19 protein-coding genes and 1 pseudogene are annotated in these 23,185 nt (G+C 69.0%); 2 read left to right on the forward strand and 18 right to left on the reverse strand.

Annotation, left to right across the window (positions count from 1 at the left end):
- Positions 1–102: 102 nt before the first annotated feature.
- The 17 genes from ACWCQS_RS32875 to ACWCQS_RS32955 form a co-directional block, all read right to left on the reverse strand.
- Positions 103–231: a hypothetical protein gene (locus ACWCQS_RS32875; protein ID WP_451007833.1), complete on the reverse strand. Its 129-nt coding sequence runs from the start codon at positions 229–231 to the stop codon at positions 103–105.
- Between the two features lie 61 nt (positions 232–292).
- Positions 293–1,726 (reverse strand): MFS transporter, encoded by a 1,434-nt coding sequence (locus tag ACWCQS_RS32880; RefSeq protein WP_451007834.1) that lies wholly within the window; start codon positions 1,724–1,726, stop codon positions 293–295.
- Positions 1,727–1,774: 48 nt separating this feature from the next.
- Positions 1,775–2,539, reverse strand: a complete 765-nt coding sequence (locus tag ACWCQS_RS32885) for a TauD/TfdA family dioxygenase (RefSeq protein ID WP_451007835.1) — start codon at positions 2,537–2,539, stop codon at positions 1,775–1,777.
- A 43-nt stretch (positions 2,540–2,582) separates the two neighbouring features.
- Positions 2,583–3,716: an acyl-CoA dehydrogenase family protein gene (locus tag ACWCQS_RS32890; protein WP_451007836.1), complete on the reverse strand. Its 1,134-nt coding sequence runs from the start codon at positions 3,714–3,716 to the stop codon at positions 2,583–2,585.
- Positions 3,717–3,723: 7 nt separating this feature from the next.
- Complete coding sequence (locus tag ACWCQS_RS32895) at positions 3,724–3,972, reverse strand: acyl carrier protein (RefSeq protein ID WP_451007837.1); 249 nt, start codon at positions 3,970–3,972, stop codon at positions 3,724–3,726.
- A complete protein-coding gene (locus ACWCQS_RS32900) occupies positions 3,969–7,763 on the reverse strand; it encodes a non-ribosomal peptide synthetase (RefSeq protein WP_451007838.1) in 3,795 nt (1,264 codons plus the stop codon). The genes ACWCQS_RS32895 and ACWCQS_RS32900 overlap by 4 nt, the downstream gene beginning before the upstream one ends.
- Positions 7,756–10,809: an AMP-binding protein gene (locus ACWCQS_RS32905; RefSeq protein ID WP_451007839.1), complete on the reverse strand. Its 3,054-nt coding sequence runs from the start codon at positions 10,807–10,809 to the stop codon at positions 7,756–7,758. Before ACWCQS_RS32905 ends, ACWCQS_RS32900 begins: the two co-directional genes overlap by 8 nt.
- Positions 10,806–12,269, reverse strand: a complete 1,464-nt coding sequence (locus ACWCQS_RS32910) for a class I adenylate-forming enzyme family protein (protein ID WP_451007840.1) — start codon at positions 12,267–12,269, stop codon at positions 10,806–10,808. Before ACWCQS_RS32910 ends, ACWCQS_RS32905 begins: the two co-directional genes overlap by 4 nt.
- Positions 12,266–13,048 (reverse strand): enoyl-CoA hydratase/isomerase family protein, encoded by a 783-nt coding sequence (locus ACWCQS_RS32915; RefSeq protein WP_451007841.1) that lies wholly within the window; start codon positions 13,046–13,048, stop codon positions 12,266–12,268. The genes ACWCQS_RS32910 and ACWCQS_RS32915 overlap by 4 nt, the downstream gene beginning before the upstream one ends.
- Positions 13,049–13,063: 15 nt before the next feature.
- Positions 13,064–14,425 carry an asparagine synthase C-terminal domain-containing protein gene (locus ACWCQS_RS32920; RefSeq protein WP_451007842.1) on the reverse strand — a complete coding sequence of 454 codons (1,362 nt, stop codon included), beginning with the start codon at positions 14,423–14,425 and terminating at the stop codon, positions 13,064–13,066.
- A gap of 13 nt (positions 14,426–14,438) precedes the next feature.
- Positions 14,439–15,347 (reverse strand): TauD/TfdA dioxygenase family protein, encoded by a 909-nt coding sequence (locus tag ACWCQS_RS32925; RefSeq protein ID WP_451007843.1) that lies wholly within the window; start codon positions 15,345–15,347, stop codon positions 14,439–14,441.
- Positions 15,348–15,510: 163 nt separating this feature from the next.
- Positions 15,511–16,461, reverse strand: a complete 951-nt coding sequence (locus ACWCQS_RS32930) for a S66 peptidase family protein (RefSeq protein ID WP_451007844.1) — start codon at positions 16,459–16,461, stop codon at positions 15,511–15,513.
- A 113-nt stretch (positions 16,462–16,574) separates the two neighbouring features.
- Positions 16,575–17,456, reverse strand: coding sequence for a D-2-hydroxyacid dehydrogenase family protein (locus ACWCQS_RS32935; protein WP_451007950.1), 882 nt, complete (start codon positions 17,454–17,456; stop codon positions 16,575–16,577).
- Positions 17,457–17,549: 93 nt separating this feature from the next.
- Positions 17,550–18,305 carry a TauD/TfdA family dioxygenase gene (locus tag ACWCQS_RS32940; protein ID WP_451007845.1) on the reverse strand — a complete coding sequence of 252 codons (756 nt, stop codon included), beginning with the start codon at positions 18,303–18,305 and terminating at the stop codon, positions 17,550–17,552.
- A 29-nt stretch (positions 18,306–18,334) separates the two neighbouring features.
- Positions 18,335–19,285 carry a D-alanine--D-alanine ligase family protein gene (locus ACWCQS_RS32945; RefSeq protein WP_451007846.1) on the reverse strand — a complete coding sequence of 317 codons (951 nt, stop codon included), beginning with the start codon at positions 19,283–19,285 and terminating at the stop codon, positions 18,335–18,337.
- A 38-nt stretch (positions 19,286–19,323) separates the two neighbouring features.
- Positions 19,324–19,584, reverse strand: coding sequence for a hypothetical protein (locus ACWCQS_RS32950; RefSeq protein ID WP_451007847.1), 261 nt, complete (start codon positions 19,582–19,584; stop codon positions 19,324–19,326).
- A gap of 851 nt (positions 19,585–20,435) precedes the next feature.
- The gene (locus ACWCQS_RS32955) at positions 20,436–21,137 is read right to left on the reverse strand and encodes an aspartate/glutamate racemase family protein (protein ID WP_451007848.1); all 702 of its coding nucleotides are present in this window, start codon (positions 21,135–21,137) and stop codon (positions 20,436–20,438) included.
- 631 nt (positions 21,138–21,768) lie between these two features.
- On the opposite strand from ACWCQS_RS32955, the gene ACWCQS_RS32960 reads away from it, so the two are divergent.
- Positions 21,769–22,491: a LuxR C-terminal-related transcriptional regulator gene (locus ACWCQS_RS32960; RefSeq protein ID WP_451007956.1), complete on the forward strand. Its 723-nt coding sequence runs from the start codon at positions 21,769–21,771 to the stop codon at positions 22,489–22,491.
- On the opposite strand, the pseudogene ACWCQS_RS32965 reads toward ACWCQS_RS32960, so the two are convergent.
- A pseudogene (locus ACWCQS_RS32965) lies at positions 22,488–22,739 on the reverse strand (IS5/IS1182 family transposase); the annotation flags it as partial. The gene ACWCQS_RS32960 and the pseudogene ACWCQS_RS32965 overlap by 4 nt on opposite strands.
- Positions 22,740–22,753: 14 nt before the next feature.
- Between ACWCQS_RS32965 and ACWCQS_RS32970 the strand changes: the two are divergent.
- A complete protein-coding gene (locus ACWCQS_RS32970) occupies positions 22,754–22,999 on the forward strand; it encodes a hypothetical protein (RefSeq protein WP_451007849.1) in 246 nt (81 codons plus the stop codon).
- Positions 23,000–23,185 lie beyond the last annotated feature (186 nt).

The raw sequence follows: 23,185 nt of genomic DNA on the forward strand, positions 1-23,185 counted from the left end.
GGTCCTTCAGACCGGGGCCAGTCCCATGGGACGAGTCCCAGGCGCTCGGGACGAGTCCAGCCAGCCGCCCACAGCAGGACCAGCCAGTCGCTCAGGGCGGCATCAACCGGTCGCTCGGGGCGAGTCCAGGCAGTCGACGAACCGTGTGAGCTTGGGCAACCGGGTGCGCAGCGGCTCCCCGCCGCCGGAGGCAAGGACCGTACTCGGGTCGTCGGCCTCCCTGGAGGGCATCGGCTCCACGTACCTACTCGTGCCCGGTCCCCAGGCCGTCGGTGAAGGCGCGTCCGCGGTGCTACTCGCTTTCCCCTGCTTTCGAGGAGCGGAAGGCCAATGTCCCCACGAACGCCAGCGCGGCCATGACGGCGGCGCCGGCGAATGCGGCGGTGATGCCGCTGGTCAGGGCTTCCCCCGGCGTACCGGTCACGCCCCGGGAGCACGCTCCGAACACCGTGGTCAGGATCGCCAGGCCGAGCGTGATACCCGTCTGCTGAATGGTCTGCAGCGCCCCGCCGGCGGCCCCGGCCGCGCTGGACGGCACCTTCGCCATGATGATCACACTCAGCGGCATCAGCCCCAGCCCGGTACCACACCCCATCAGCACGGTCGCTGCGAACACCACGGGGAAGTAGCCGGTGTCGGGGGTCAGTCGAGTCAGCAGGACCAGCCCGGCGACCAACAGCGCGGTGCCGGTCATGGTCACCGGCTTCGGCCCGAACCGCCGCAACAGCCGCGGCACCAGCCGGATCATCGCGAACATCAGGACGGCTGTCGGGAGGAACGCGAAGCCCGTCGACAGCGGGCCTACTTGGCGTACGTCCTGCATGTACAGGGACAGGAAGAAAAACATCGACATGCTCGCCATGTAGCCGACGAACACATTGTTGTACGCGGCCGCGCGATTGCGGTCAGCGAACAGCACCAGCGGCAGCAGGGGCTGTACCGCCCGTTTCTCGACGAGGAGGAAGACCACGATCAGCGCGGCGCCCGCGAGGAGCGAGAGACCGATGGTGACATCGCCCCATCCGTGCGTCGCAGCCCGGATAAGGCCGAACACCAGGGCAGCGACCCCGCCCGTCGCGGTCAAGGCACCCAGCAGATCCAACCGGGCCTCCCGCCTGGGCAGGATCGGCAGGTACCGCCTGGCCAGCAGGACCGCCGGCACGCCCAGGGGAACGTTGATGAACAGTACCGCCCGCCAGCCGAGCCACTGGGCCAGCAAGCCACCGAGGATCAGGCCGACCGCGAATCCGGCACTCGCCATCCCCGAGTACAGCGCCAGCGCGCGCACCCGGGCCCTCGGCTCGGTGAAGACCGTGTTCAGCAGCGCCAGCGCGTTCGGTCCGGCCATGGCGGCCCCGGCCCCCTGTGCGACCCGGGCGGCCAGCAGCCAGTCGGCCGACTGTGCAAGGCCCCCGGCCAACGACGCCGCGGTGAACAGGGTGACTCCCGCGACGAACAACCGTCGTCGGCCGAACAGATCTCCCGCGCGGCCGCTGACCAGCAACAGCCCGCCGAACGCCAGGGTGTAGGCGTCGAGGACCCAGGGCAGACCGGTGGCGCTGAAGTTCAGGTCGGTCCGGATGCGGGGCAGCACTACGTTCATGACCGTGACGTCCAGGACGATCAACAACTGGCAGCTGAGCAGGATGGCCAACACGACGCCGGGGCGAAGGGGGCGACCATCCTCGCCGACCTCGGCATCTGGGAGCGCTGCGACATCAGACATGGGGACTCCGGGAGGGGGATCGAAACAGCGACCGGGCGGATCGGCGCGTCAACTGACCGAGATGCGACGCAGCTTCCTCGGGGAGTCGACGGAGTAGGCCGCGCGCGCGTGCACGACTCGCCGGTTGTCCATGACCAGAACCTGACCGGCCTGCCACCGGTGTACATACATCACCTCGGGGATGTTCAGCCACCGGTCCAGCACCGCGAAGAGCTCGAAACTCTGTTCCTTGGTGTAGCCGACCACGGCCGAGCCGAAGTTGCGTTCCGGATCCTCCGGGTAGTCGAGCCCGACCCAGAGCGTGTCCCCGCCCGTGACCGGGTCCACCTGCACCGGTGCCACGACCGGGTTGCCCTCGGGCCGCTCCACGTAGAAGCCCGAGACCCTGGACCAGTACTCGATCTGGATGCCGCGCAGTGTGTCCACCAGGGCGGCGGGAGCCGTCGCGAAGAACGCGCGGCTGCTGGCGATCAGCGTCTCGCCACCCTCGTCCGGGGCTTCGAGACACTCCAGCCCGATGTAGCTGACCCTGTTCGCGTTCAGGAGTGCGTCGACGTGCATCGGTATGGCGCCGGTGCGGAACTGGGAGTTGTCGGTCCCGGGCCGCTGCTCCTGGATGAGCTGCGTTCCGTAGCTGTACGACGCCGCCGCGCCGAGCGGCGCCATGATGTCCTCCAGGGACATCGGATCCGGGCCCTCGGGCTCCAGGACGACGAAGCCGTGGCGCTTCAGCTTCTCCAGGTACGGTGAGGAGGCCCTGCGGCCGCAGCGAGCGTCGGCGGCCGAGCGTCGCATGTCGGTGGGGAAGTCCATGGTTCTTCTCTTCGCTGGTCGGTGACGTGGCATCAGGTACGGCTCAGCTGCCGCGGGTGAGTTCCGCCCGGGTGTAGTTGGCAGCGGCCGTGCCGAACTGGAGCGCCGCGTGGGAGCCCGCGGTGTGGATGTCGCGCCACAGCCGCTGCAGGACCGAGCCGGTGCTGTGTCCGCTGGTGCCGGAAGCCCTCATGAGGCGGTCAACCGCGCGGACCAGCAGCTCGGCTGCGAATGCGCAGTCCCGCTGGTTGCGCGCCACGTCCGAGCGGGTGACCGTCGGCGCGGTGTCGGTGACCTGCGCGATGCGGTCGAGGAGCAGTTCGGCCGCGTCGATCTCACTGGAACTGCGCGCGAACACATCCGCGTAATGGGCGACTACCGGATCGTACGCACCCGGGCGCCCGTGCAGTTTCGCCCCGGTCAGCTGCTTCCAGTACCGCAGTGCGCCGTGGGCGGCGCCGAGCATCGGCAGACAGAACAGGAACGCGTTCACAGCCAGCAGCGGCACCGCGCGGCCGTCCGGGCCTGCCTGTGGAGCGTCCAACTCGGTGAGGAGGCCGGCGGGGAAGGTCATCGTGTCCGGGACGAAGACCTGCTCGACGACCGCCGTGTGGCTGCCGGTCGCCTGCATCCCGACATCGTCCCAGGTCCGATCGATGCGGACCTCGGCGCGCGGCACCAGGCACACCCGCTGCTCGGACCCGTCGGGCCCCTCCGCGGCGGCGGATAGGAGGATCCAGTGGGCCCGCTCCGACGAGGACACCGCCGGCCAGGATCCCGAGAGCAACCAGCCGCCCTCCACCGGGGCCGCGACGCCCCTGGGCGTCACACCACCGGCGATGAGAGTGTCCGGCCCGCCCGCCCACAGCTGCTTCTGTCCCGCCGGCGGCAGGTAGTTCGCCGTGCGGGTCATCAGTCCGGCCACCACCATGCACCAGGCGGTTGCCGGGCACTGCTCGCCGATGACAACGGCTGCCTGCTTCAGTTCCGCGAACGTCCCGCCGGAGCCGCCGAGCGACGTCGGCACGAAGTGACGTGCGGCCCCGGCGGCGACGAGCGCGTTGATGACATCGAGGTCCGGCGTGCGGGCGGCCTCGGCCTTCTCGGCCCGTCGGCTCGCCAACTCGGCGATGTCCGGCGCCTGTTCCACCAGCGACGAGGATCCGGTCGTCTTCATGGCAGCATCACATCCCGACCGCGTGCTGCGAAAGAATCTCCGCGGCGAGGCGTGCGACGGTCACCGGCTCGCGGAAAAGCCGGGCGACGGCGAATTCGACGTCGAACTCCTCTTCCAGGACGGACAGCAGCCGGACCATGTTGACCGAGTTGAGACCGGCGCCGATGAGATCCGCTTCGTACTCGTCGGGGCCGATCCCGTAGCCCTGTTGCTGTAGCTGATCGACGATTCCGCTGATCACCGTTGGTTCGTTCACTGCCACCCGCCCTCGATCCCGTCCTCTACGTGCCGCAGGTTCTCCGCCTCGAACACGTCGAAATGCCCACCGGTCAGCGCGACGGTGCGCATCGTCGGCGCCCATGCCCGCCAGGCGTCCGGGTCCGGTTCGGCCGGCCGTTCACTGGCGCGGAACTGGACGACCGGAACCCGTACGGGGCTCGGCTGCCAGTCGCGCAGCAGCAGCTTGTTCTGCCGGTACACCTCGAACCTCCGGTGCAGTGCCGGGTCGCTGCTCACGGCCTGCGCCGAGACCACCACACCGCCCGCCTGCCGGATGTCGTGGACGAACTCGGACACCATCACCGCGTCGGAGTCCTCACAGTGGCGCGCCGCCGCCGACACGGGGGTGTCGAGCATGACGACCCTGGTGATCGGGTACGTCGCCGCCCGCGCGGCCTCCGCGGCGAGCGCGCCACCGAACGACCAGCCGACGAGGACGCACGGCACACCCGGGTCGTCGATCTGCCCCTCCAGGTGGCGCATGCAGACGTCCGCCTTGACGGCCAGTGTGGGGGCCGTGGACCCGGGCGCGTCGAAGGGCCGGTCGAAGCCGAGCACGTGGACGTCGATGTCGCCCGGCAGGTTCCGGATCAGACCGGCGTAGCAGGCAACACCCCCGCCGACGGGCGGGAAGAAAATCACCCTGCCGCGCGGATTGGCCACCGAGCGCGGGGTGAAGCTCCACACCGCCTCGCTCGCCGACCCGCGTTCGGCCTTGCACAACTGCGCCAGGCCGGTCACCGTCGGGTTCGAGAGGAAGCGCCCGAACGCGATGTCGTACCCAAACCTGCTGCGCAACATCGTCAACAGCCGGATCGCGTCGAGGGAACTGCCGCCGGACTCGAAGAACCCCTCCGTTCCGGGCGCCCTGCCCAAGAGTTCGGTCCAGCAGGCCGCCACCTCCTGGGCGTGCGGTCCCCGGTCGAGCGGCACGGCTGCCTCTGCCGACGCAGCGGGCGGCGTCGCCGCCGTGCGCAACCGGCGGTGGTCGACCTTCCCGTTGGCGGTCAGCGGGATTTCGTCGAGGGCGACGAGCGCGTAGGGGACCATGTACGAGGGCAGTTCGTCGCGCAGCGCGGCGATGCTGCGCTCGCGCCAGTCGGCGGGGGCGTCGGCGGACAGCGTGACGTAGGCGAGGACACCGCCACCGTTCTGCGGGACGCACGCGGCGCTCCGGCGCACGTGGCCCATGGCGTTGAGCAGCGATTCGATCTCGCCCAGCTCGACCCGGTAACCGTTGACCTTGACCTGGGTGTCGATGCGGCCGAGTATCTCGACGACGCCGTCCGGGCCGCGGCGGCCGCGGTCGCCGGTGCGGTAGATCCAGCCGTGCTCCGGGTCGTCGACGAATGCCTGCGCGGTCCGCTCCGGGTCGTTCAGATACCCGTCGGCGACTCCGTGGCCCGCGATGTGGATCTCGCCGATGTGCCAGTCCGGACACACGTTGCGCTGGGCGTCCAGCACCAGGATGTCCTGGCCGGCCAGCGGCCTCCCGTACGGGATCGACCGGCCGGTGCAGTCGGGCGGCGTGATCCGGTGGTGGATCGACCAGATCGAGCCCTCGGTCGCACCGCCCAGGCTGATCACCTCCGCCCCGGCGGACAACCGCTCCAGCCCGGCGGGAAGGTGCAGCGGGATCCAGTCTCCGCTGAGCATGAAGGAGCGGATCGACGCGAGGGCGCCGCCCTCCTCCGCGAGCAGGGCGGCCAGCGCCGGAGCCGAGTTCCAGATCGTCACCGAGTGCTCCGTGACGATCCTCGTCCAGGCCGACGGGGTGCGCGCGGAGTCCTCGGGCAGCATGACCACCGCGGCGCCGACGAGCAGCGGACCGAAGATGTCGTACACCGACAGGTCGAAGCCGATCGAGGACACCGACAGCACGCTGTCGGACGGCCCGAGCTTGATCAGGTCGTTGATCGCGTCGATGGTGTTCAGTACCGCGCCGTGGCGGATGACCACGCCCTTCGGCTCCCCCGTCGACCCGGACGTGAAGATCACATAGGCGACGTCGGGCGCGCCGCGGTCCGGCAGCCGCCGCTCCCCCGGAGCCGTCGTCGGCACGGCGATCGTCCGCACCCCGCGCTGGTGCCACTCGTCGGCGACGTTCCGCTCGTCCCCGGTCACCGCGAAGCGCAGCCGGGCCTGACGAGTGATCCGGTCGAGCCGTCCCTGCGGCAGCCCCCAGTCCAGCGGAATGTACACGCAGCCGGCGAGCAGCGCGCCCAGGATCGCCACGACCTGGCCACGGCCGCGCGGCAGATGGATCGCGACGTGGTCGCCGACGACGGCGCCCGCGGTCACCAGCCGATGCGCGACCTCGGCGGCCGCGTCGGCCAGTGCCGCGTAGGTCAGCTCCCCGTCGCCGTCCCGGACCGCCGGCGCGTCGGGCATCAGCTCTACGGTCTCCAGCACCCGCTGCTGCAGCGTCGTTCCCCCGTGTTCCGCGGGGCGGACGCGGTCGGCCGCGGGAAGCGTGCGTCCGCCCGGCCTGGTCCAGTCGGCCCCGTCGGCCGCCAGCCGGTCGACCGCGTGGGCGTACTGCTCGATGAAGTCGTCGAGGAAGCCTTCGTCGAAGGCGTCGGTGCGCCAGTCGAAGCCCAGGTGGATGGTGCCGTCACGGTCCACGCCGACCTGGTGGTCCAGCAGGACCTGCGGCACTCTCAGTTGCACGGTGTCCCAGTCCCGCCGCAGGCCGAGCGCCGCTTCCCGCGGCGTGTCGAGTTCGGTCGCGGTGAAAGCGAACGGGTACAGCAGCCGGCGCCGGTCGGCAGTCGGGTCGGCCAGGCGGACGATCTCGGGGCCGCTGAGCGAGGAGTGCAGCGAGTGTTCCAGGACGCGGCCCTGCACCTCCCGCGCGAGCGAGACGAAGTCGCGCCCCTCGGCCGCCGGCATCGCCACCGGGAGGGGGGTGCCGTGGTTGCCGAGCTGCCTGTTGCCGGCGTGCGGGTCCTGCTGCGAGAGAACGAGGGTGAGGGTGTGTGGCCGGCCGCCGCCGACGGCGCCGAGGAGCGCCCCGTACACCGTGAGGAAGACCATCGGCACGGTCAGGCCGTGCCGGTTGGCCTGCCGGGTGATCGCCTCCGCCGTGGGCCGGTCGAGGTGCAGCATCCGGTGCGCCACGGCCCGGCCCGCGTGCCGCCAGTCGGGCCGCAGCGGTACCTCGGCGGTCTCCGGCAGCGTCGGCGCCACCTCGCGCCAGTACCGTTCGTCGCGCTCCTTCCGCCGACCGGTCGGCGAGGCCGGCTCGGGGTCGGCTGCCACGCCGTCGGCGTCGCGGACCAGCCCTTCCAGGAACCGCGCGAGTGACGCGGCGTCCATCAGCCACAGCGTGTAGACGAGGTGGATGCGCGCCCGCCGTGCCGAGCGCACCACGGTGACCCGCAGCTGCGGCCAGGTGTCGAATTCGAGCGCGTCCGAGCGGAACTCGTCGCGCACACCGCTGTCGAGAGTGTCGAAGGTGGCCTCCGTCGCGTCCAGTACGGTGACCGGGACGACGGCGTTCTCGGCGACCGGCGTCCGGGTCAGGTCGTTTCCGACGCGCATGCGCAGGATCGGGTTCTCCCGTACCAGACGGTCCAGGCGCCGTTGGACGGCGTCCACGGCGGACACCCGCAGCTCGCAGGCGACGTAGTACCGGGCCGGACTGCGCAGTTCGAGCCCGTCCTGGTCGCCGACCAGGTAGGCGCGCTGGAGCGGTCCGAGCACGTGGTCCGGCGCTTCCGGTGCCCGCGAGGCCGGCACGTCGATCGTGTCGACGTCTTCAGTCATGGGTCGCCTCCCAGCCCGTGCGGATCGCCCGCAGCAGCCCGCGGTGCACGCGCCCGATCACATCGGCGCCGGAGATTCCCTTGCGGTAGTAGTAGGTCATGACCATCTCGGGCCCGGACATCTGAAGCTCCCCCTGCAGTTGGTAGCGCAGCGCACGGCCGAGTGACCTCGGGCTCCAGGCCCCGAGGTCGCGCGCACGCAGATCCCGCGGCATCGGCCGCTGGTTGCACAGGACAGTGGACAGCGGAAAGCGGTCCGTGTCGCCCAGCCCCAGATCGGCGACACGCTGGTCGAACTCCCAGTCGCCGTACTGAGTGCCGTCGGCCAGCTGACGCGCCATGGCGCCGACGCTGTTCCGCAGGGACGGTGCGCCCGGTCCGCGGACTATCAGGCTCGTGGTGAAGTTTCCGACGACGGCGGCATCGGTCTCGCCGCGGTTCTGGCTCATCACGATGACGGACGGACGGTCGAGCCCGAAGGCGGCGGCGACCGCCTGCTCGAAGCCGGCCAGGACGACGGTGAACGCGGAGACGCCCAACTCCTGGGCGATCATGTGGACCTGGCGTGTGCACAGGGTGCCCAGGGGCAGCGAGAGCAGCTCGCCCTGCGCCCCGTCGGGTCCGGTGGCTTCGGGCAGTTCGACCTGGGTGACACCGTCCAGCAGGCCCCGCCAGTACGCGGCCGCCGGGCCCGGCTCCGGCTTCCTCGCCGTCGCGAGGCAGAACGCCCGGTATCCGCCGTGGTCCTGGTCCGCGACGGGGTCCGGGCCCCGGCCGGACAGCAGGGCCCGCAGCTCGCCGGCCAGCGCGTCCAGGCCCAGCCCGTCCACGAACAGGTGATGCGCCACTAGGAGGACCGAACTGCCGGTGGTCCCCCGGACGAGCGCGGCCCGGATCGGCGGCGCGGCCTCGGGGTCGATCAGCTCGGACACCAGCGCGGTACGAACGGCCTGCACCCCCTCGCGGAAGGCCGGCGAGTCCGTCTCGACGTCGATGTCCACGACACGGACCGCACAGGACAGCTCCGCCGGCGCGGTCCAGGTCTGTTCCTGCCAGTCGGCGGTGAGCGCCAGCCCCAGCGCGTCGTGCCGTGCGAGCAGCGGCCGGAGCGCCTCGGTGAGCGCTGTCTCGGACAACCGCCGCGCGATGGGAATCTCCCGGGAGATGTTGCACCAGTTCGCGTTGCCGCCCGACATGCAGATCCACATGTACGCCAGCTGACGGGAGGACAGCGGATAGCGGTGCGGCGCCGTCGGCGCGGGCGGGCGGCAGGTCTCCGCGGCGTCGGAGCCGGCCGGGCAGCGCCTGCGGTCGATCTCGCGGGCCAGGGCCGGCACGTCGCGCAGGCGGAAGGCCTCCGCCACGGTCAGCCGCACCCCGTAGACACGGTTGACACTGGACATCGCCGCGAGCATCTCCAGCGACGAGATGCCGGCGTCGACCAGGCCGAAGGCATCCTCGTCGATGCCCAGCAGGGCGTGCAGGTGCCGCTCGACCTCGTGACCGGCGGCACCGGCGGGGGTGGGGTCCTCGGACGGCGGGACGGTGAGCCGGTCCAGGGACGCCAGCAGGGCCCGCCGGTCCACCTTGCCGCTGCGCAGCATCGGCAGGTCCGCCCGCAGGTGCAGGGTGAACCGCGGCAGCCGCCGACTGCGGCCGAGGCCATGGATCGTGGTGCGCAGCGGCTCCTCGGCGGGAGCCTCACCCGGCGCGGTGGCGACGAAGAGCTGTGGACCCCCGTGATCGACGACCACGCACTGTCGTACCTCGGGCAATGCCTCGACGTCGTCGATCAGGGGCTGGAAGGAGACCCGCCGGCCGCCGAACTTGATGTCGTTGCCGCTCCGGCCGACGATCAGCAGGGCGCCGTCGTCGGTCCGGCGGCCGAGATCGCCGGTCGGCAGGGGGACGGGGAACGGAGCCGTCCGGTGCTGGTCACCGGTACCGGCGCACAGAATGCCGAGCGCCGGTGCCTGCGAGGTGAGGAGCACCTCGCCGACTCCGGTGTCGTCGAGGTCACGGAAGGCCACCTCGACGCCGGGGCGCGGCACCCCGACGGGTATCGACTGCGCGTCACCGTGGTCGAGTCGCTGGACATCGCGCCGGTACAACTGCGCGAGCGTCGCCTCGGTCTGGCCGTACAGGTTGACGATCTCGGCGTTGGGTGCGATGGCGGCCCACTGATCCACCACCCGCCGGCCGAGGACCTCGCCGGCGAAGAAGATCAGCCGCAGGCCCTGCAGTCCGGCTGCCGCGAGCCGCGGTTCCTCGGCCAGCCGGGTCGCAATGGACGGAACGAGGAACGCCGTCGTCGGGTCGCTGTCGACCAGGTGGTCGGCCAGCGCCGGCAGGTCGAGCTGCGCATCGACGGGCGGCAGCGACAGCACACCGCCCGCGCCGAGCACGCCGAGCAGTTCCCGCAGCGAGGGGTCGAAGTTCACCCGGGTGACGGCGGCGCACCGGTCCGACTCGGCGAGCCCGAACTCGTCGCGGAACCAGTCGAGGAAGAGGTCCAGGCCGCGACGGCTGCCGACGACGGCCTTCGGCTCCCCGGTCGAGCCGGACGTGGGGATCACATAGCCGGCGTCCGGGTCCTGGAACCTCCGCGCCCGCGACTCGGTGTGCGGGGCGGATTCGAGGAGGATCGCGCCGGTGCCGGATTCGACGACGATCTCGGTCACGCCTCGGGTCGCCCCCCGGTACTGGTCGGCCGGGGTGACATCGTGACTGATCACCGCGGCAGGGCAGGTGCGGTGTTCGAGCCAGGCGTACTGCTGCGCGGTCAGTCCGGCGTCCACCGGCACGGGGACCGCGCCGGCGCGCCACACGGCCAGCAGCCCGACCAAGTACGCGGGCGACAGCGGGCCCATGACCATGACGCTCGCGCGGGCCACGTCGGCCGCGGCGAGCCGCTCGGCCAGGGTGGCGACCGCCGCCTCCAACTGCGCGTACGTCATCGACCGGCCGCACCACTCCACGGCGGTCCGCGCCGACCGCTCGCTCGGGGCGACCGGGCATCGAAGGCCGATGCCTTCCGCGGGAGTCATATCGCGAGTGCTTCCTCGTCCTGGACGATGCGCTTGACCGCCTCGTAGTCGATCTTTCCGACCGGGGTCCGCGGCAGCGCGGCAGCGAACCGGTACGTCTGAGGCAGCTGGTACGGGAGCAGGTGCGAACCGACCTGCCGGCGGATCGACTTCGGATCGCACCCGGGCTCGGTCATGACCAGCGCGGCGACCTGTTCGCCGCCCTCCCCGTCAGGCAGCCCGACGACCGCGCAGTCGATGACGCCGTCGCACTTGCGCAGTACCGTCTCGACCTCGATCGGCGCGACCTTGTTGCCCGTGACGTTGATGAACGTGGACTTGCGCCCCCGGATGAACCAGCCCTCCGGCCGTGCGACGACGAGGTCCTGGGTGCGCAGCCAGCCGTCCACGAACATCGCCGACTCCGCCGCCGGGTCCCGGTAGTACCCGCGGGCCAGGGCCGGTCCGCGTACCAGGAGTTCGCAGATCTGTTCCTCGCCGTCGAATGCGTCGACCGGCTCCAGCGTCCACTCGATCCCCGGGAGCGGCAGCCCGATCGTGCCCGGTCCCGCGTTGTCGGCGTCGTACGTGATGATGCCGATCTCGCCCAGCCCGTAGCCCTGGCGCAGCGGCAAGCCGAACCGCTCGCCGAAGCGCGCCTGGGTGTCGGCGGCGATGGGGGCGCTTCCGGTGAGGGCGAACCGCAGGGAGCCGAGCATCGAAGGGTCGACCCGGTCGGCCGCGACGAGCATCTGGTACATCACCGGAAGGCCGCTGACGAAGGTCACCGCGTGATCGGCGATGGCGCGTGCCAGGCCACGGCCCGTCAGATGCGAGCCGCGGGTGAAAACGAGCTTCGCCCCGCTCAGCAGGCTGGGCAGTGCCAGCACGTCAATTCCGTGGCCGTGCCAAAGCGGCAGCGCGCACAGCACCACGTCCGAGGGCGCCAGGCCGACCTTGCCCGCCCAGGAGCTCACCCGCTCCATGACGGCCGCCTGGCTCATCACGATTCCCTTCGGCTCACCGGTCGAGCCCGAGGTGCAGTGCACGACGAAGTCCGTGAGCAGGTACTCGTGAGGCGCCCTCGCAGCGTGACCGGACCTCTCGCGGACGCCCTCGATGCCTCGTGCGGTCGGCTCCAACACGATGGAGCCGATGCCGCCGGAGCCGTCGCGCAGCACCATGTCCAGGTCGAACTTGGCCGAGAGACGCGCCGTCTCCTCGGGGGTCGCCCTGCTGTCCAGGAGCACGATGACCAGTTGCAGCTTGGCGGCGGCGAAGTAGGCGGAGACGAAGCTGACGGGATCGTCCAGCGCCAGGCCGACGACGGAGCCGAGCAGGGTGGCATCGAGCTGCTCGGCGATGGCGTCGGTGGTCTCGACGAGCCGGCCGTAGGAGACCGTGGTGCCGTCGTAGGACACCACGGCCGTCGAGTCGGGCAGACGCTGGGCGACGCTACACAGTTCCTGATACAGCGTCATGAGGTGGTGCTCGCCACCTTTTCGCCGGTCCTGCCCAGGATGTTGTTGAAGTGGCTGTGCATCGCCTTCGCCGCGAAGGTCCTGCGGTGCACGGCCTTCGAATCCTCGCGGGTCTGCTCCAGGGTCACCCGCAGCCGGTCGGTGAGCACGTGCTTGGTGGCCGAGAACGCGATCTCGGGGTAGCGCGCCATCCGCTGCGCCCGCTGCATCGCCCGGTCGAGCAGGAACTCCGGCTCACAGGCCTCGTCCGCCATGCCCCAGCGAAGTGCGGTGTCGGCGCCGATCGGGCGGCAGGACATGATGACATGGCGGGCGATGTCGTAACTGCTGATGGTGGAGAGGATGGCGGCCCCCATGGAGGCCCCGATGCCGTGCTCCAGCTCCGGCATGACCAGGTTCGCCCGGGTGGACATGATCTTCCAGTCGAACATCATGGCCAACTGGAAGCCCAGGCCGATGGCGTGGCGGTCGATCGCCGCGATTGTCGGCTTGCTTGTGTCCAGGACCGATACGTAGAGGTCGGTGATCCAGTCGATGAGCTCGTCGACCGAGTCGTCCGTCGCCAGCAGCATGACCTCGTTGAAGTCCCCTCCCGCGCAGAAGCTCCGGTCACGGCCGCCGTTGACGACGATCGCGCCCACCGTGTCGTCGCGGTCCGCTTCGCGCAGAGCGGACATGAACGCCTCGGCCATCCGCTTGCCGAACGGATTCGTCGGCTTCTCGTGGGCCAGGGTCAGGATCCGAATTCCGTCGACGTCCTCGATGTCGATCAATGCCACGACTTTCCCCTGTTCTCAGTGGTACTCACGGATGTAGGCGGCTATCGCCGCCTCCAGGCACTTGTCCGAGTCGATCGGCTCAAGCGGGGACTCGACCAGCGCACCGGCCTGTGCAGTGGCGACGTGTTCGTAGAATCGCTCCACGTCGACGGTCTCCAGGCCGATCAGACGGGCGACGGCGCCGTCAAGATTGCGCTGGACACCGCTGCCGTGGTGCATGGCCTGCTTCGGCCGCCACGCGATCTCCGGCGGGAGGAGCGCCTCCGCCGCAGCCCGCATGTGCCCCTTCTCCCGGTCCCGATGGCGCATGACCTCGGGGGCCGTGTCCAGGGCGGCTTGGATGACGGGCGTGTTCCAGTACATGTGGCGCAGGGCGTAGCCGTACGCTGCGGCCCCGGCACCGGTCCACTCGCCGCCCAAGGCCCCGTCGGCCAGGCACTGGGCGACGGCGCGCTGCAGATCGGGCACCGTGCCCGCCTCGACCCGGAGCCCGGAGTTGATGTAGTCGGCGCCGATGCCGGTCAGGATGGTGCCGGCGGGAATCCGGCCGTTCCGGTAGACCGCGACGAGGTTCACTCCTCCGGCGACCATCTCCCGGTTGGGAACGCCGAGCATCCGGACGGTTTCCGGGATCGCCCGGAGGATGTCCTCCTCGGAGAGCGCGATGCGACGGACCGTCATGCCCAGGTGGGAGCCGAGCTCGTCGGCCGCGGCGTATTCGTCACCCCACGGGGTGCCCAGTGTGGCGAGGTGATCGAGGATTCCGGCCTGCTTCGCCAGCGCGGCGACGAGCCCGGAGTCCACTCCGCCGGAGACGACGACGGTCACGGGCCGCGGCGTGCCGGAGGCGATGATTTCCCGACGCAGCACCTCGATCTGCCGGGCTCCGGCCTCGACGGCGCTCTCGCCGGCCATGGGAGAGGCCTTCCAGCCCTTCGACACGGTCTCGGTGACATCCGTCGAGTCGCCGTCCGCGGAGCGGGAGAAGACGACGGTACGACCGCCGCCGATCGTGCGGATCGAGGCGCGGATGGCGCGGATCTGCGCCACGCGATCGGATTCCGCGCCCACGCACGCGATGGCTCGTGCGGTCAACTGGGCCAGGTCAGTTCCGATCAGGACGCGGCCCGTGCCCGGCTGCTGCCAGTAGCGCAGGAGCGTGAGGTTCTGCCGGCTGGTGCGGACCGTGACGCGGTCACCGGTCCACTCGATCGTGTTGCAGTCGTCCGGGCCACCGGAGGGCAGCGGCCACTCGCGGCCGAACTCCTCCACCACGAGCCGCCCGATGTCACCGGGCTCACCGGCGCCGTCGAGCTGTGTCAGGAGGCCGGTGCCCTGGTTGTGTACGTCCAGGAGCAGCGAGGGATACCTGTTCATCGGGCCGTCCCCCTCACGCGACCGACAGCCGGACCAGCTTGCGCGGCTGGTTCGGGAAGGCGGCACGACCATGGACGACCTGGTGGTTGTCCTGGACGATCACCTCCCCGACCTGCCACTTGTGGGCGTAGAGCACGCTCGGTTGGTGCAGCACCGCCTTGATCCTGTCCAGCAGCTCGGCGCTCTCTTCGGCCGTGCGGCCCACGACCGTCGCGTCATGGGTGCGCATCGGGTCGTCGGGGTCGGTGAGGCCGATGACCAGCCGCATCTTGCCGGTGACCGGATCATCCTGGATCGGGGCCACCCTGGGGTGCTCCCCCTCGGGCCGGTTTCGGTAGTAGCCGGAGATCCGGTTGCGGTACTCGATGGTGATGCCGCGCATGACCTCGAGCAGATCGGCCGGCGCCTGGGCGAAGAACGCGGCATTGCTCGCGATCAGTGTCTCGCCACCGGCTTCGGGCGCCGTCACGCAATGCATGCCGATGTACCTGACCGCCGGTCCGGCGTTGAAGAGGCCGTCGGTGTGCAGCGGCATCCCGCGGCTGGTGAACTGCAGGTTGTCGGAGCCCTCCTTCGGCTGGAGGTCAAGCTTGGTACCGAAGCCGTACTCAACCGGTTCGCCCAGCTCCGACATGATGTCGTCGAGGCTGTGGTCGCCGGCTCTGTCCGGCTGGAGGACGACGAACCCGTAGTCGTCCAGCTTCTTCCGGAGGTCCTGGTGCTGTCCGGGAGGACAGACTGCGCGTTGGGCGATTTCCTGCATGTCGAGCGAGTTGATCATTTCCACCCCAAAGCGATCAGATGCGACGCAAGCGCGGCCGCACCGACTCGGTTGACGTCTCTGCTGCGGGAACAGCGATCCGACCGTGCAGCAGGTCGGAATCAGCAACGTCTTTAAGCCGCAGCGGAGTTCAAGCACCATCGCCGTGAATCCGTCGGCGGCTGGCGGCGTGCGGCTGTGTTTCGGCCGGGCGAGTGAGAAGGCCCGCCCAGGACTTGGCCTGCGGGAGCAGCACAGCGGAGCCGGCATGGAGTTGGCCGGGAAGGTCTCTCAGACTTCGCGCAAGCCCGTACGAATCGCGCCCTCAGACTGTCGCCCCTGTGCCGCCGAGGAAACCAAGCGTTCCGGATCCGGCGTCAAGGACGGCATGAGCTCCCAGGGGAACGGTCAACTGAACCGGACCGTGTCCGAAGGGCAGGTCCACGACGATCGGAACACCAAGGGGCCTCAGACGCTCGGCCACGACGCTCAGCACGCGTTCGGGGTTACCGCACCGTTCCCATGATCCACAGGCCACGCCCCTCACTCCGTCGAACCAACCGACGGCGAGCAGTTGTGTGAGCATCCTGTCGATCCTGTAGGGGGCCTCGCCGACGTCTTCGAGGACCGCGATGCCGTCTGCAGCGGGCCGGAACTCCCGCGTGCCCGCGGTGCTGCAGAGCATCGCCAGATTGCCTCCGACGGTCACGCCTTCGGCGACACCGGGCACGAGACCGTGGCCACCTGAGAGAGAGACCTCGTCCAACGGGCCGAAGAGGGCGGACCGCAACCCTCGCAACGATTCCTCATCAGGCTCCGCGGTACCCAGCACCGGACCGGCCACGGTGGGACCGTAGAAGGTCTGAACGCCAAGATGCGTGGCGAACGCCTGGTGGAGGGCAGTGATGTCGCTGGAGCCGATCAGCGGCTTTGCCGGGCCAGGCCCGGTGGCGCGCCTGAGTTCCGCCCAGTCCATGAGGCCCAGGATCCGGGAGGAACCGTACCCTCCGAGCGCACAGAAAACCGCGTCGATGTTCGGATCGCACCAGGCGTCGCGGAGATCCGCTGCCCGGTCGCGGTCACGCGCGGCAAGATGGCCGTGCTCGCCGCGCCCGAGCACATACTGGCCGAGCCGGACGTCCAGTCCCATGGAGCGCAGTACCGCACAACCGTGCTTCAGGCGTTCCTCGTTCACGGGTCCCGCTGGAGCGACCACACCGACGGTCATGCCCGGGGTCAGTGGAGCGGCAGGTGTGAGCCGCGGCAACGGTGCCATGTCTGAAGTCAATGATGCCCTGCCTGGATGGTTGTTCGGCGACTGAACGCCGAGTATGTCGGACCGAGGAATTCGGTGCGCCGGTCGCGACCGGCGTCGCCCCGGGGATCCGGTCACAGCACACGCACGGGGGCGTCCCGAAGGAACGCCTCGACGCAGTGCACGGCATCGGCGTAGAACACCTCGAACACGCCTTGGGTGCAATACCCGACATGTGGCGTCAGCACGGTATTGGGTGCGCGCAGGAGTGGATGCGAAGGCGGGATGGGCTCCGTGTCGTGCACGTCCAGGGCCGCTCCGGCGATCCAGCCTTCGTGCAGGGCGGTCAGCAGAGCCTCCTGGACGACGAGCGCAGATCGGGCCGTGTTGACGAGATATGCCGTCGGCTTCATGAGCCGCAGTTCGGGCTCGCCGACAACGCCCCTGCTCCGGTCGCCCAGCCGCAGGTGGAGGGTGACGAAGTCCGAGCGCCGCAGGAGGTCCACCTTGGTAACGGGCTCGACCCCGAGGCGCTGGGCATGCTCGGGATCGAGGTTCTGGCTCCAGGCGAGAACCTTCATTCCGAACGCCGCCCCCACGGACGCGACGCGCTGCCCGAGCCGGCCCAGCCCGATCACGCCCAGTGTCGCTCCGTCGAGGTCGCGGCCCAAGCCGCGTTGCCAGTCACCGTCACGCAGTGCGGCTTGCTCGGCACCGACGCGCTTGGCGAGCTCCAGGAGGAGCGCCCAGGTGAGCTCCGCCGCCGCGTACGGAGGCATACGTGTGCCGCACACGGTGATACCGAGCAACCGTGCCTCCGCCATATCGATGGCTGCGTTCGCCATACCGGTCGTCACCAAGAGCCGCAGCCGGAGCAGGCGCCGCAGCAGCGAGCCGGGGAACGGCGTGCGCTCTCTCATGGCGATGACGGCGTCGAACGGCCGGAGGCGTTCGGCGACCGCCGCCTCGTCGGCGACGTGGTCACCGAAGAACGTCACCTCCGCCTCGGGGGGCATGGCCTGCCAGCAGCTCAGGGCCGCTCCGAGGCCCTGGTAGTCGTCCAGTACCGCGATGCGGAACAAGGGTCCTCTTTCCTTCGGCGCGGTGGACTACGCCTCGATCGGTGCGGCGATCTGGACCCGCTTGAGATGCCTCGCGGGGTCTTCGAACGCGTTTCGCGAGTGAAGCATGCGCCAGTTGTCCCAGACGATCAGATCCCGCTCCTCGTAGCGGACGGCGACGTGATGCTCGTCGTAGATCTCCTTGCCGCGTTCCAGAAGGCGCGCGGCGACTTCGTCACCCTCGGGCAGGATCAGGTTGTTGTACGAGAAACGGAACACCAGCCCGGTCCTGCGCTGCTCCAGGACAGGATGCTCGGTCCGGTAGTCCACGCCGCGCCGCGCCAGGCCGTCGGTGGACTTCCACTCGTACGTCGTGGCGAGCAGGTGCTGCCGCTCGTCCTCGGTGAGTTCGTCGAGGAGCTGGTGACCGTCGAGCATGGTGGTCTCACCGCCCTCTCCGGAGGCCGGCGTGATGCACCACAGCGCGAGATACCGGGGCGGAGTACCGCGGTACTCGTACCCTTCGGTGTGCGGCACGAGCGACTTGCGATTCTGGGCGTGATAGGTGTCGTCCATGTCGGCTTCCGGCTTCAGGTCACCGACGACCGTGCCGGTCGGAGTGGGCTGAAAGTCGCCCAGCTCCTTGAGGAACGCCACGTGATCGAAGGTTTTCGGCACATTCACCACGTGCACGTAGCCGTTGTTGCCCAGCAGTTGGTGGAAGGCATAGCGTAGAACGCCTTCGGGAAGGAGATCCCCGTTGACGTCAGTACAGGACAGGACGCTGTCCGGCGACTTGCTCACGGTTCTGATATCTCTTTCTGGATATGTAACTAAGGTTGGTAACCCGGCTTGGTGAAGGCCGTTGCCATGATGTGCTCGATGAGGGCGTTGTACGAGATGCCCCCGGCCGCCGCCATGGTGGCAAGATTGCCCTGCCGGGAGAGCCCCGGGAGGGTGTTCAGCTCCAGAAACCAAGGTTCCCCCTGCTCGTCCAGCATGAAGTCGACGCGGCCGACGCCATGGCACTTGAGCGCCTTGAACGCCGTCAGGGCCAGTTCGGCCAGGCGATCCTGGAGAGCTGCAGGAATGTCAGCCGGACAGGAGTGCTGACGCAGGTCGGAGTTGTGCTTGATTTCATAGTCGTAGAAACCGCCGTCGAACGTCGTCGCCAGGACGGGCAGCACCCGGAGCTCGCCGGACATCTCCAGGATGCCGACGGAGATGTCCGTGCCTACCACGAGGTGGCTCACAAGACAGGACGTGTTCGATGCATCCTGTTGGGCCGCCGTGATCCGTGACTCGAGTTCTGGGATGTCGTTGACGATTGCCGACCCCAGACTGCCCCCGCCGGACGAGGGCTTCCAGAAGAGGGGGAAGGCGAGTTCCGTCGCTATGCGCTTGGCCTCTACGGCCGCGTCGGTGGTGAAGTCCACCTCTGTCCATGCGGGGACCGGTACGCCTGCGGCCTGCACGACCTTGTTCGCGGCCGGCTTGAACATCGCGCATGACGAGGCATAGACACCGGATCCCTGGTACGGCAACTGCAGGACATCCAGCAGCCCCTGGAGCTTTCCGTCCTCGGCGTACCAGCCATGTGAGGCGATGAAGGCCGCGTTGGCATTGGTCACCCGCTGGAGGAAGTCCGGCGCCTCCAAATCGACGATTTCTGCGTCCCAACCCGATTCTCGCAGCGCGGGGGTGGCGGTGTCACCCGACACGATCGAACCTCGGCGCTCGGGGGTGGGTCCTCCGACGATGACTGCCAACTTGCCCTTGTCCATCTTCTGGACCACTCCTTTGAATCGCAATCAGATCTCGGCTAACCCCATATGAGGTCGCCGGGCGCAACCTCCGAGGTCGCGGTGCTGCCGGTGGCGAGGGATCGACTTTCCGTGGCCCAGGAAGGCTCGACGATCGACAGGAAGGGGGCGGCCAGCGCCGCCGCGATGGCCAGGGAAAGGATCCGGCGCCGTACGCGGGCGACATGGGGAGCCTTCTGACTGTGTGACACGTGTTTCATGACGTTCTTTTTCAACTCTTGCACGAGAAGCAGAAGACATCTGTTCTCCTCGTGGCGCATGACTGTGGGGACCTCGATTCTTGTTGCGCACGGAGCGGGGAACAACCCCTGCCCCTGGCGCACACGGGTCCTGACACGAATGTGCCAGCCCTGACGTCGACTCTTCAGCGGTCGTGAGGGCATGACCGTGCCGTCGGTTCGCCCTGTTTGTTCCGCGTGATCGCGGGCGGGGCCTCCGCGTGTCGCTACGGCTGCGCCCGGGTTCCACGGCGCCCGGAGGCCGTGCGGGTCCGCTCCTTGCCTGGTCTTGTCGGGATGGTGGTCTGGCCGTCAGGTGACGGCTGGCAGGGCCGTCGGCCGGCGCCAGCAGGTGGTGAACGCCGTCGCCCAGGGCCAGGTCCGCTCGATCCACGGGAAGCGGCGGCGGGCGCGCAGGCGATGCGGGCGGGCGGGTGGCAGAGGCGGAAGCGCATGGTGTCCGGCTCGGCATGGGTCAGGCCGTCGATGTCGTGCAAGGCCAACAGCCGCCCCCACGCGTCGAGATCGGCAGCGAGGTTCGCGGCGAGCATCCATCCGCGATTCACCTCCCACGATGCGGAGGGCAAGTTGTCCAGTCCCATGGCCTTGTTGGTGCGTACCTTGCGGTGATGACAGTGGCGTCGAGGTCGATGACGATCCAGCCACACAGCCGCTTGCCAGCTGCCGTCAGCCACGGAAAGCCGCCCGGCCCCAGATGCAGCAGACTCCACACGTGGCGACGTCATCCGCCGGACCGACATGCCCGCCTCTCCGAGGCACTTGCTGAAGCAGGTGTCGCCGGCCACCGCCAGCAGTCGGGGCCCCGGCATGAGCGCTTGTGGTGCGCGGCAACTCCCGTCGGCTCTACGGTGAGAGGGGAAGAGCCGCACCGGTCAACGCAAAGCCGCCTGTTCCAGCACGGCCCGGGCCAGAATGCGTGTCACGTCGTGCACATTGGCGGGGAGTTCAGAGAACAGCGGGGACAGGTCCGTGCATCCGATGAGGACACTGTCACCCGACGCGGTCCAGGGTGCTTCGATCGCCTTGTGCAATTGGGCCGATGCTTCCGCGACGCGACCGGACTTGACCAGTTCAACGCATTCCTGGATTTTGAGCTGTGTCTCGCCGTCAGGGTAGACGGGCGTAATGTTCGCGCCTACGAGCGTCCTGTGCAGGTGGCCGAGTTTCAGAGCGCCACTGGTGATGGCCAGTGCGGGGCGCCTAACTTCTGCGTCGCGCAGCCCGGTTGCCACTGCCTGAAGCATGTCCACGACAGGGACGTCCACTGCGGCGGCCACTTCGTCGTAGTAGGCCTGTGTGGTGACCGAGGGCATGGCGATCAGTTGGGCCCCGGCCTCTTGGAGTCTGCGGGCCACGTCTTTGAGTTGCGCCACCGGAGACGGCCCGTCAGCCAAAAGGTGGTCCAGGCGGCTGGGTATGAAGGGGCTCGAGAGCAGCAGGACTTCCGGGTGCTGTTGGTCGCTCGCCGCCTCGGTCATCTCAACAAGCCGCACATAGAAATTTGCGCAGGCGAGCGGACCCAACCCCCCGATAATCCCGATTTTCTGCCACTGGTTGATCGGTTCGCTGTACACACGCACGACACTGCGATCCCGAGCAGTGTGCCCTCAAGCCCCACCGAGTGGCCACTGGCGGCCACGGCACCCACGCGCCAAGCGTGTCCTCGTGGTTGTCGGACATCGTCACGCCGGTTTCGGAAGGCGGCCGAAGTGGCGCGCTACGACTCGAACATGCCAGGGACACGCTGAGCAGCCGCGGCTGAACGCTACGTCGCCCTCGTGGTCGAGCTCGTGAAGAGAATGGTGTGAACATGATCACGGCGTAGCCGTCGCCGTCCCCATTCGCGAGGGCCACGTGCTGCCTGGCCGTCACGCTCGGCGCGGCGGCGGGTGGGCGACCTGTACCCCTGCACCGCGAGCCTCAGGGGCCTTCCACCCTGTGCGTGACCGTGCCTCGTCCACGGGCCGACCCGCTCGCGCAGTCGCTCGCGGACCGTTGCCGTCAAACGCGGCCGACGAAGATCCACGTATCTTTGGCCTGCACAGACGCGACGCGCACCGTGCCACCCTCACCATTTGCTCGCCGGCCTACTTTGAGACGGACATGCACCACGACCCTCATGGCACCCCCACACCTGAGGCTGGATTGCGTAACGCGATCACTCAAGCCAGGTCCGCCCTGAGTCGAGCGGCCTCGGAGATGAATGTGATCTTCGAGGCTCTCGACGTGGCGAGCAACCAACTCATCCTGAAGAACCAGCGGCAGCCCAGCCATGCCGTCGACGTTGAGGTGGTAGTGGGCCTGGAGCGGATCTCCGAGCTATTGGAGAGCATGACCCTACTCGCCCAGTGCGAGCTGGTCGGAATGCACCCGGGCATCGCTCTTTCCCCGGAGGAGCTCGGCAACGGAATCCGGCGGAACCGCGAACTACTCGACCGTGGGGTTTCCATTCGGAGTATTCACATGGAGCCGATGACACGGGTTCCGCACGGAGCGGTGCATGTACAGCAGCTGGTTGAGTGTGGGGTGCAGGTGCGGCTCGCGAATTCGCTGCCGTTTCGGCTGATCGTGGCTGACCGGTACTGGGCGATGGTACCGATCTCCCCGGTGGATGGTGAGCTGGCACTGATGCTTCTCCGTGGGGGACCGTTGGTGAACCTGCTGTGTGATCTCTTCGAGCATGCCTGGCTGCACGCCTCGCCGGTGAACGCCACCACACCTGTCGCTGAGGGAGCGAGCCCGACTCCCCAGCAGCGGTTGATGCTCAAGGCCATGGCCGCCGGGTACAAGGACGACACCGTAGCTCGCGAACTCGGAGTCTCCACACGAACGTACCGGAGGCTGATTGCGGATCTGTTGCGAGTACTCGGCGTGGAGTCCCGCTTCCAGGCCGGCGCGCAGGCGATGCGGCTGGGCTGGTTGGACTGAGCATCGATTCCGAGGCCGGCGCCGTGCTCGATGTACTGCGTTCTTGGAGCCGGTGTCGACCCAGCTCCAGGTGATGGTGGGGCAGGTCGTCTCGGCCTCTCCGAGGAGCCGTATCCCTACGGCTCCTCGGAGAGGCTCGCGGCTGTGACGGTCACGGCGAGGATCAGTCCGATGGCGTCGGTGAGGATGTACCGCCTCCGCCCGACGATCTCCTTGGCGGCGTCCGCACCCTGGCTGGTCAGCGGCACGCACGCATATCGTCGTGGAGATCCTGGTAGTCCTGGACGGGAGGACCCTGTTGCCGATCGACCGGATCGCTGCCGACCGGCCGTCCGAAGGGCAGCACGCCGTCACCATCTCCCACGCCAAGATCCGCGCGCTCGGCGGGCAGGCCATGGGGACTTGGGAACCGTCCCTTGTGGGCGGGCTGTCCTGGCCGGTAGGGGTCATGACAGGGAAGGGCCATTCTGACGGCATTGCCGCCCTGGCCCTTCGAGCCAAGGATTGATCTTGGCCGCGCCCACAATCTGCCGCGTGCAGGTGTGGCCCTGTTTCGGTGCACTCCGGTAAAGGAATGTCCAGAGCCAGGGGGCGGTGTGAGAAGCAAAGGCAGGACGGCGGTCGTTGTGAGGCCCGAGACCGGAGCGTGCATGACAGCTCATCTCCGGTGATACCAGGCTGCCGAACGCCCGAG

Source organism: Streptomyces sp. NPDC002076 (assembly GCF_053593835.1).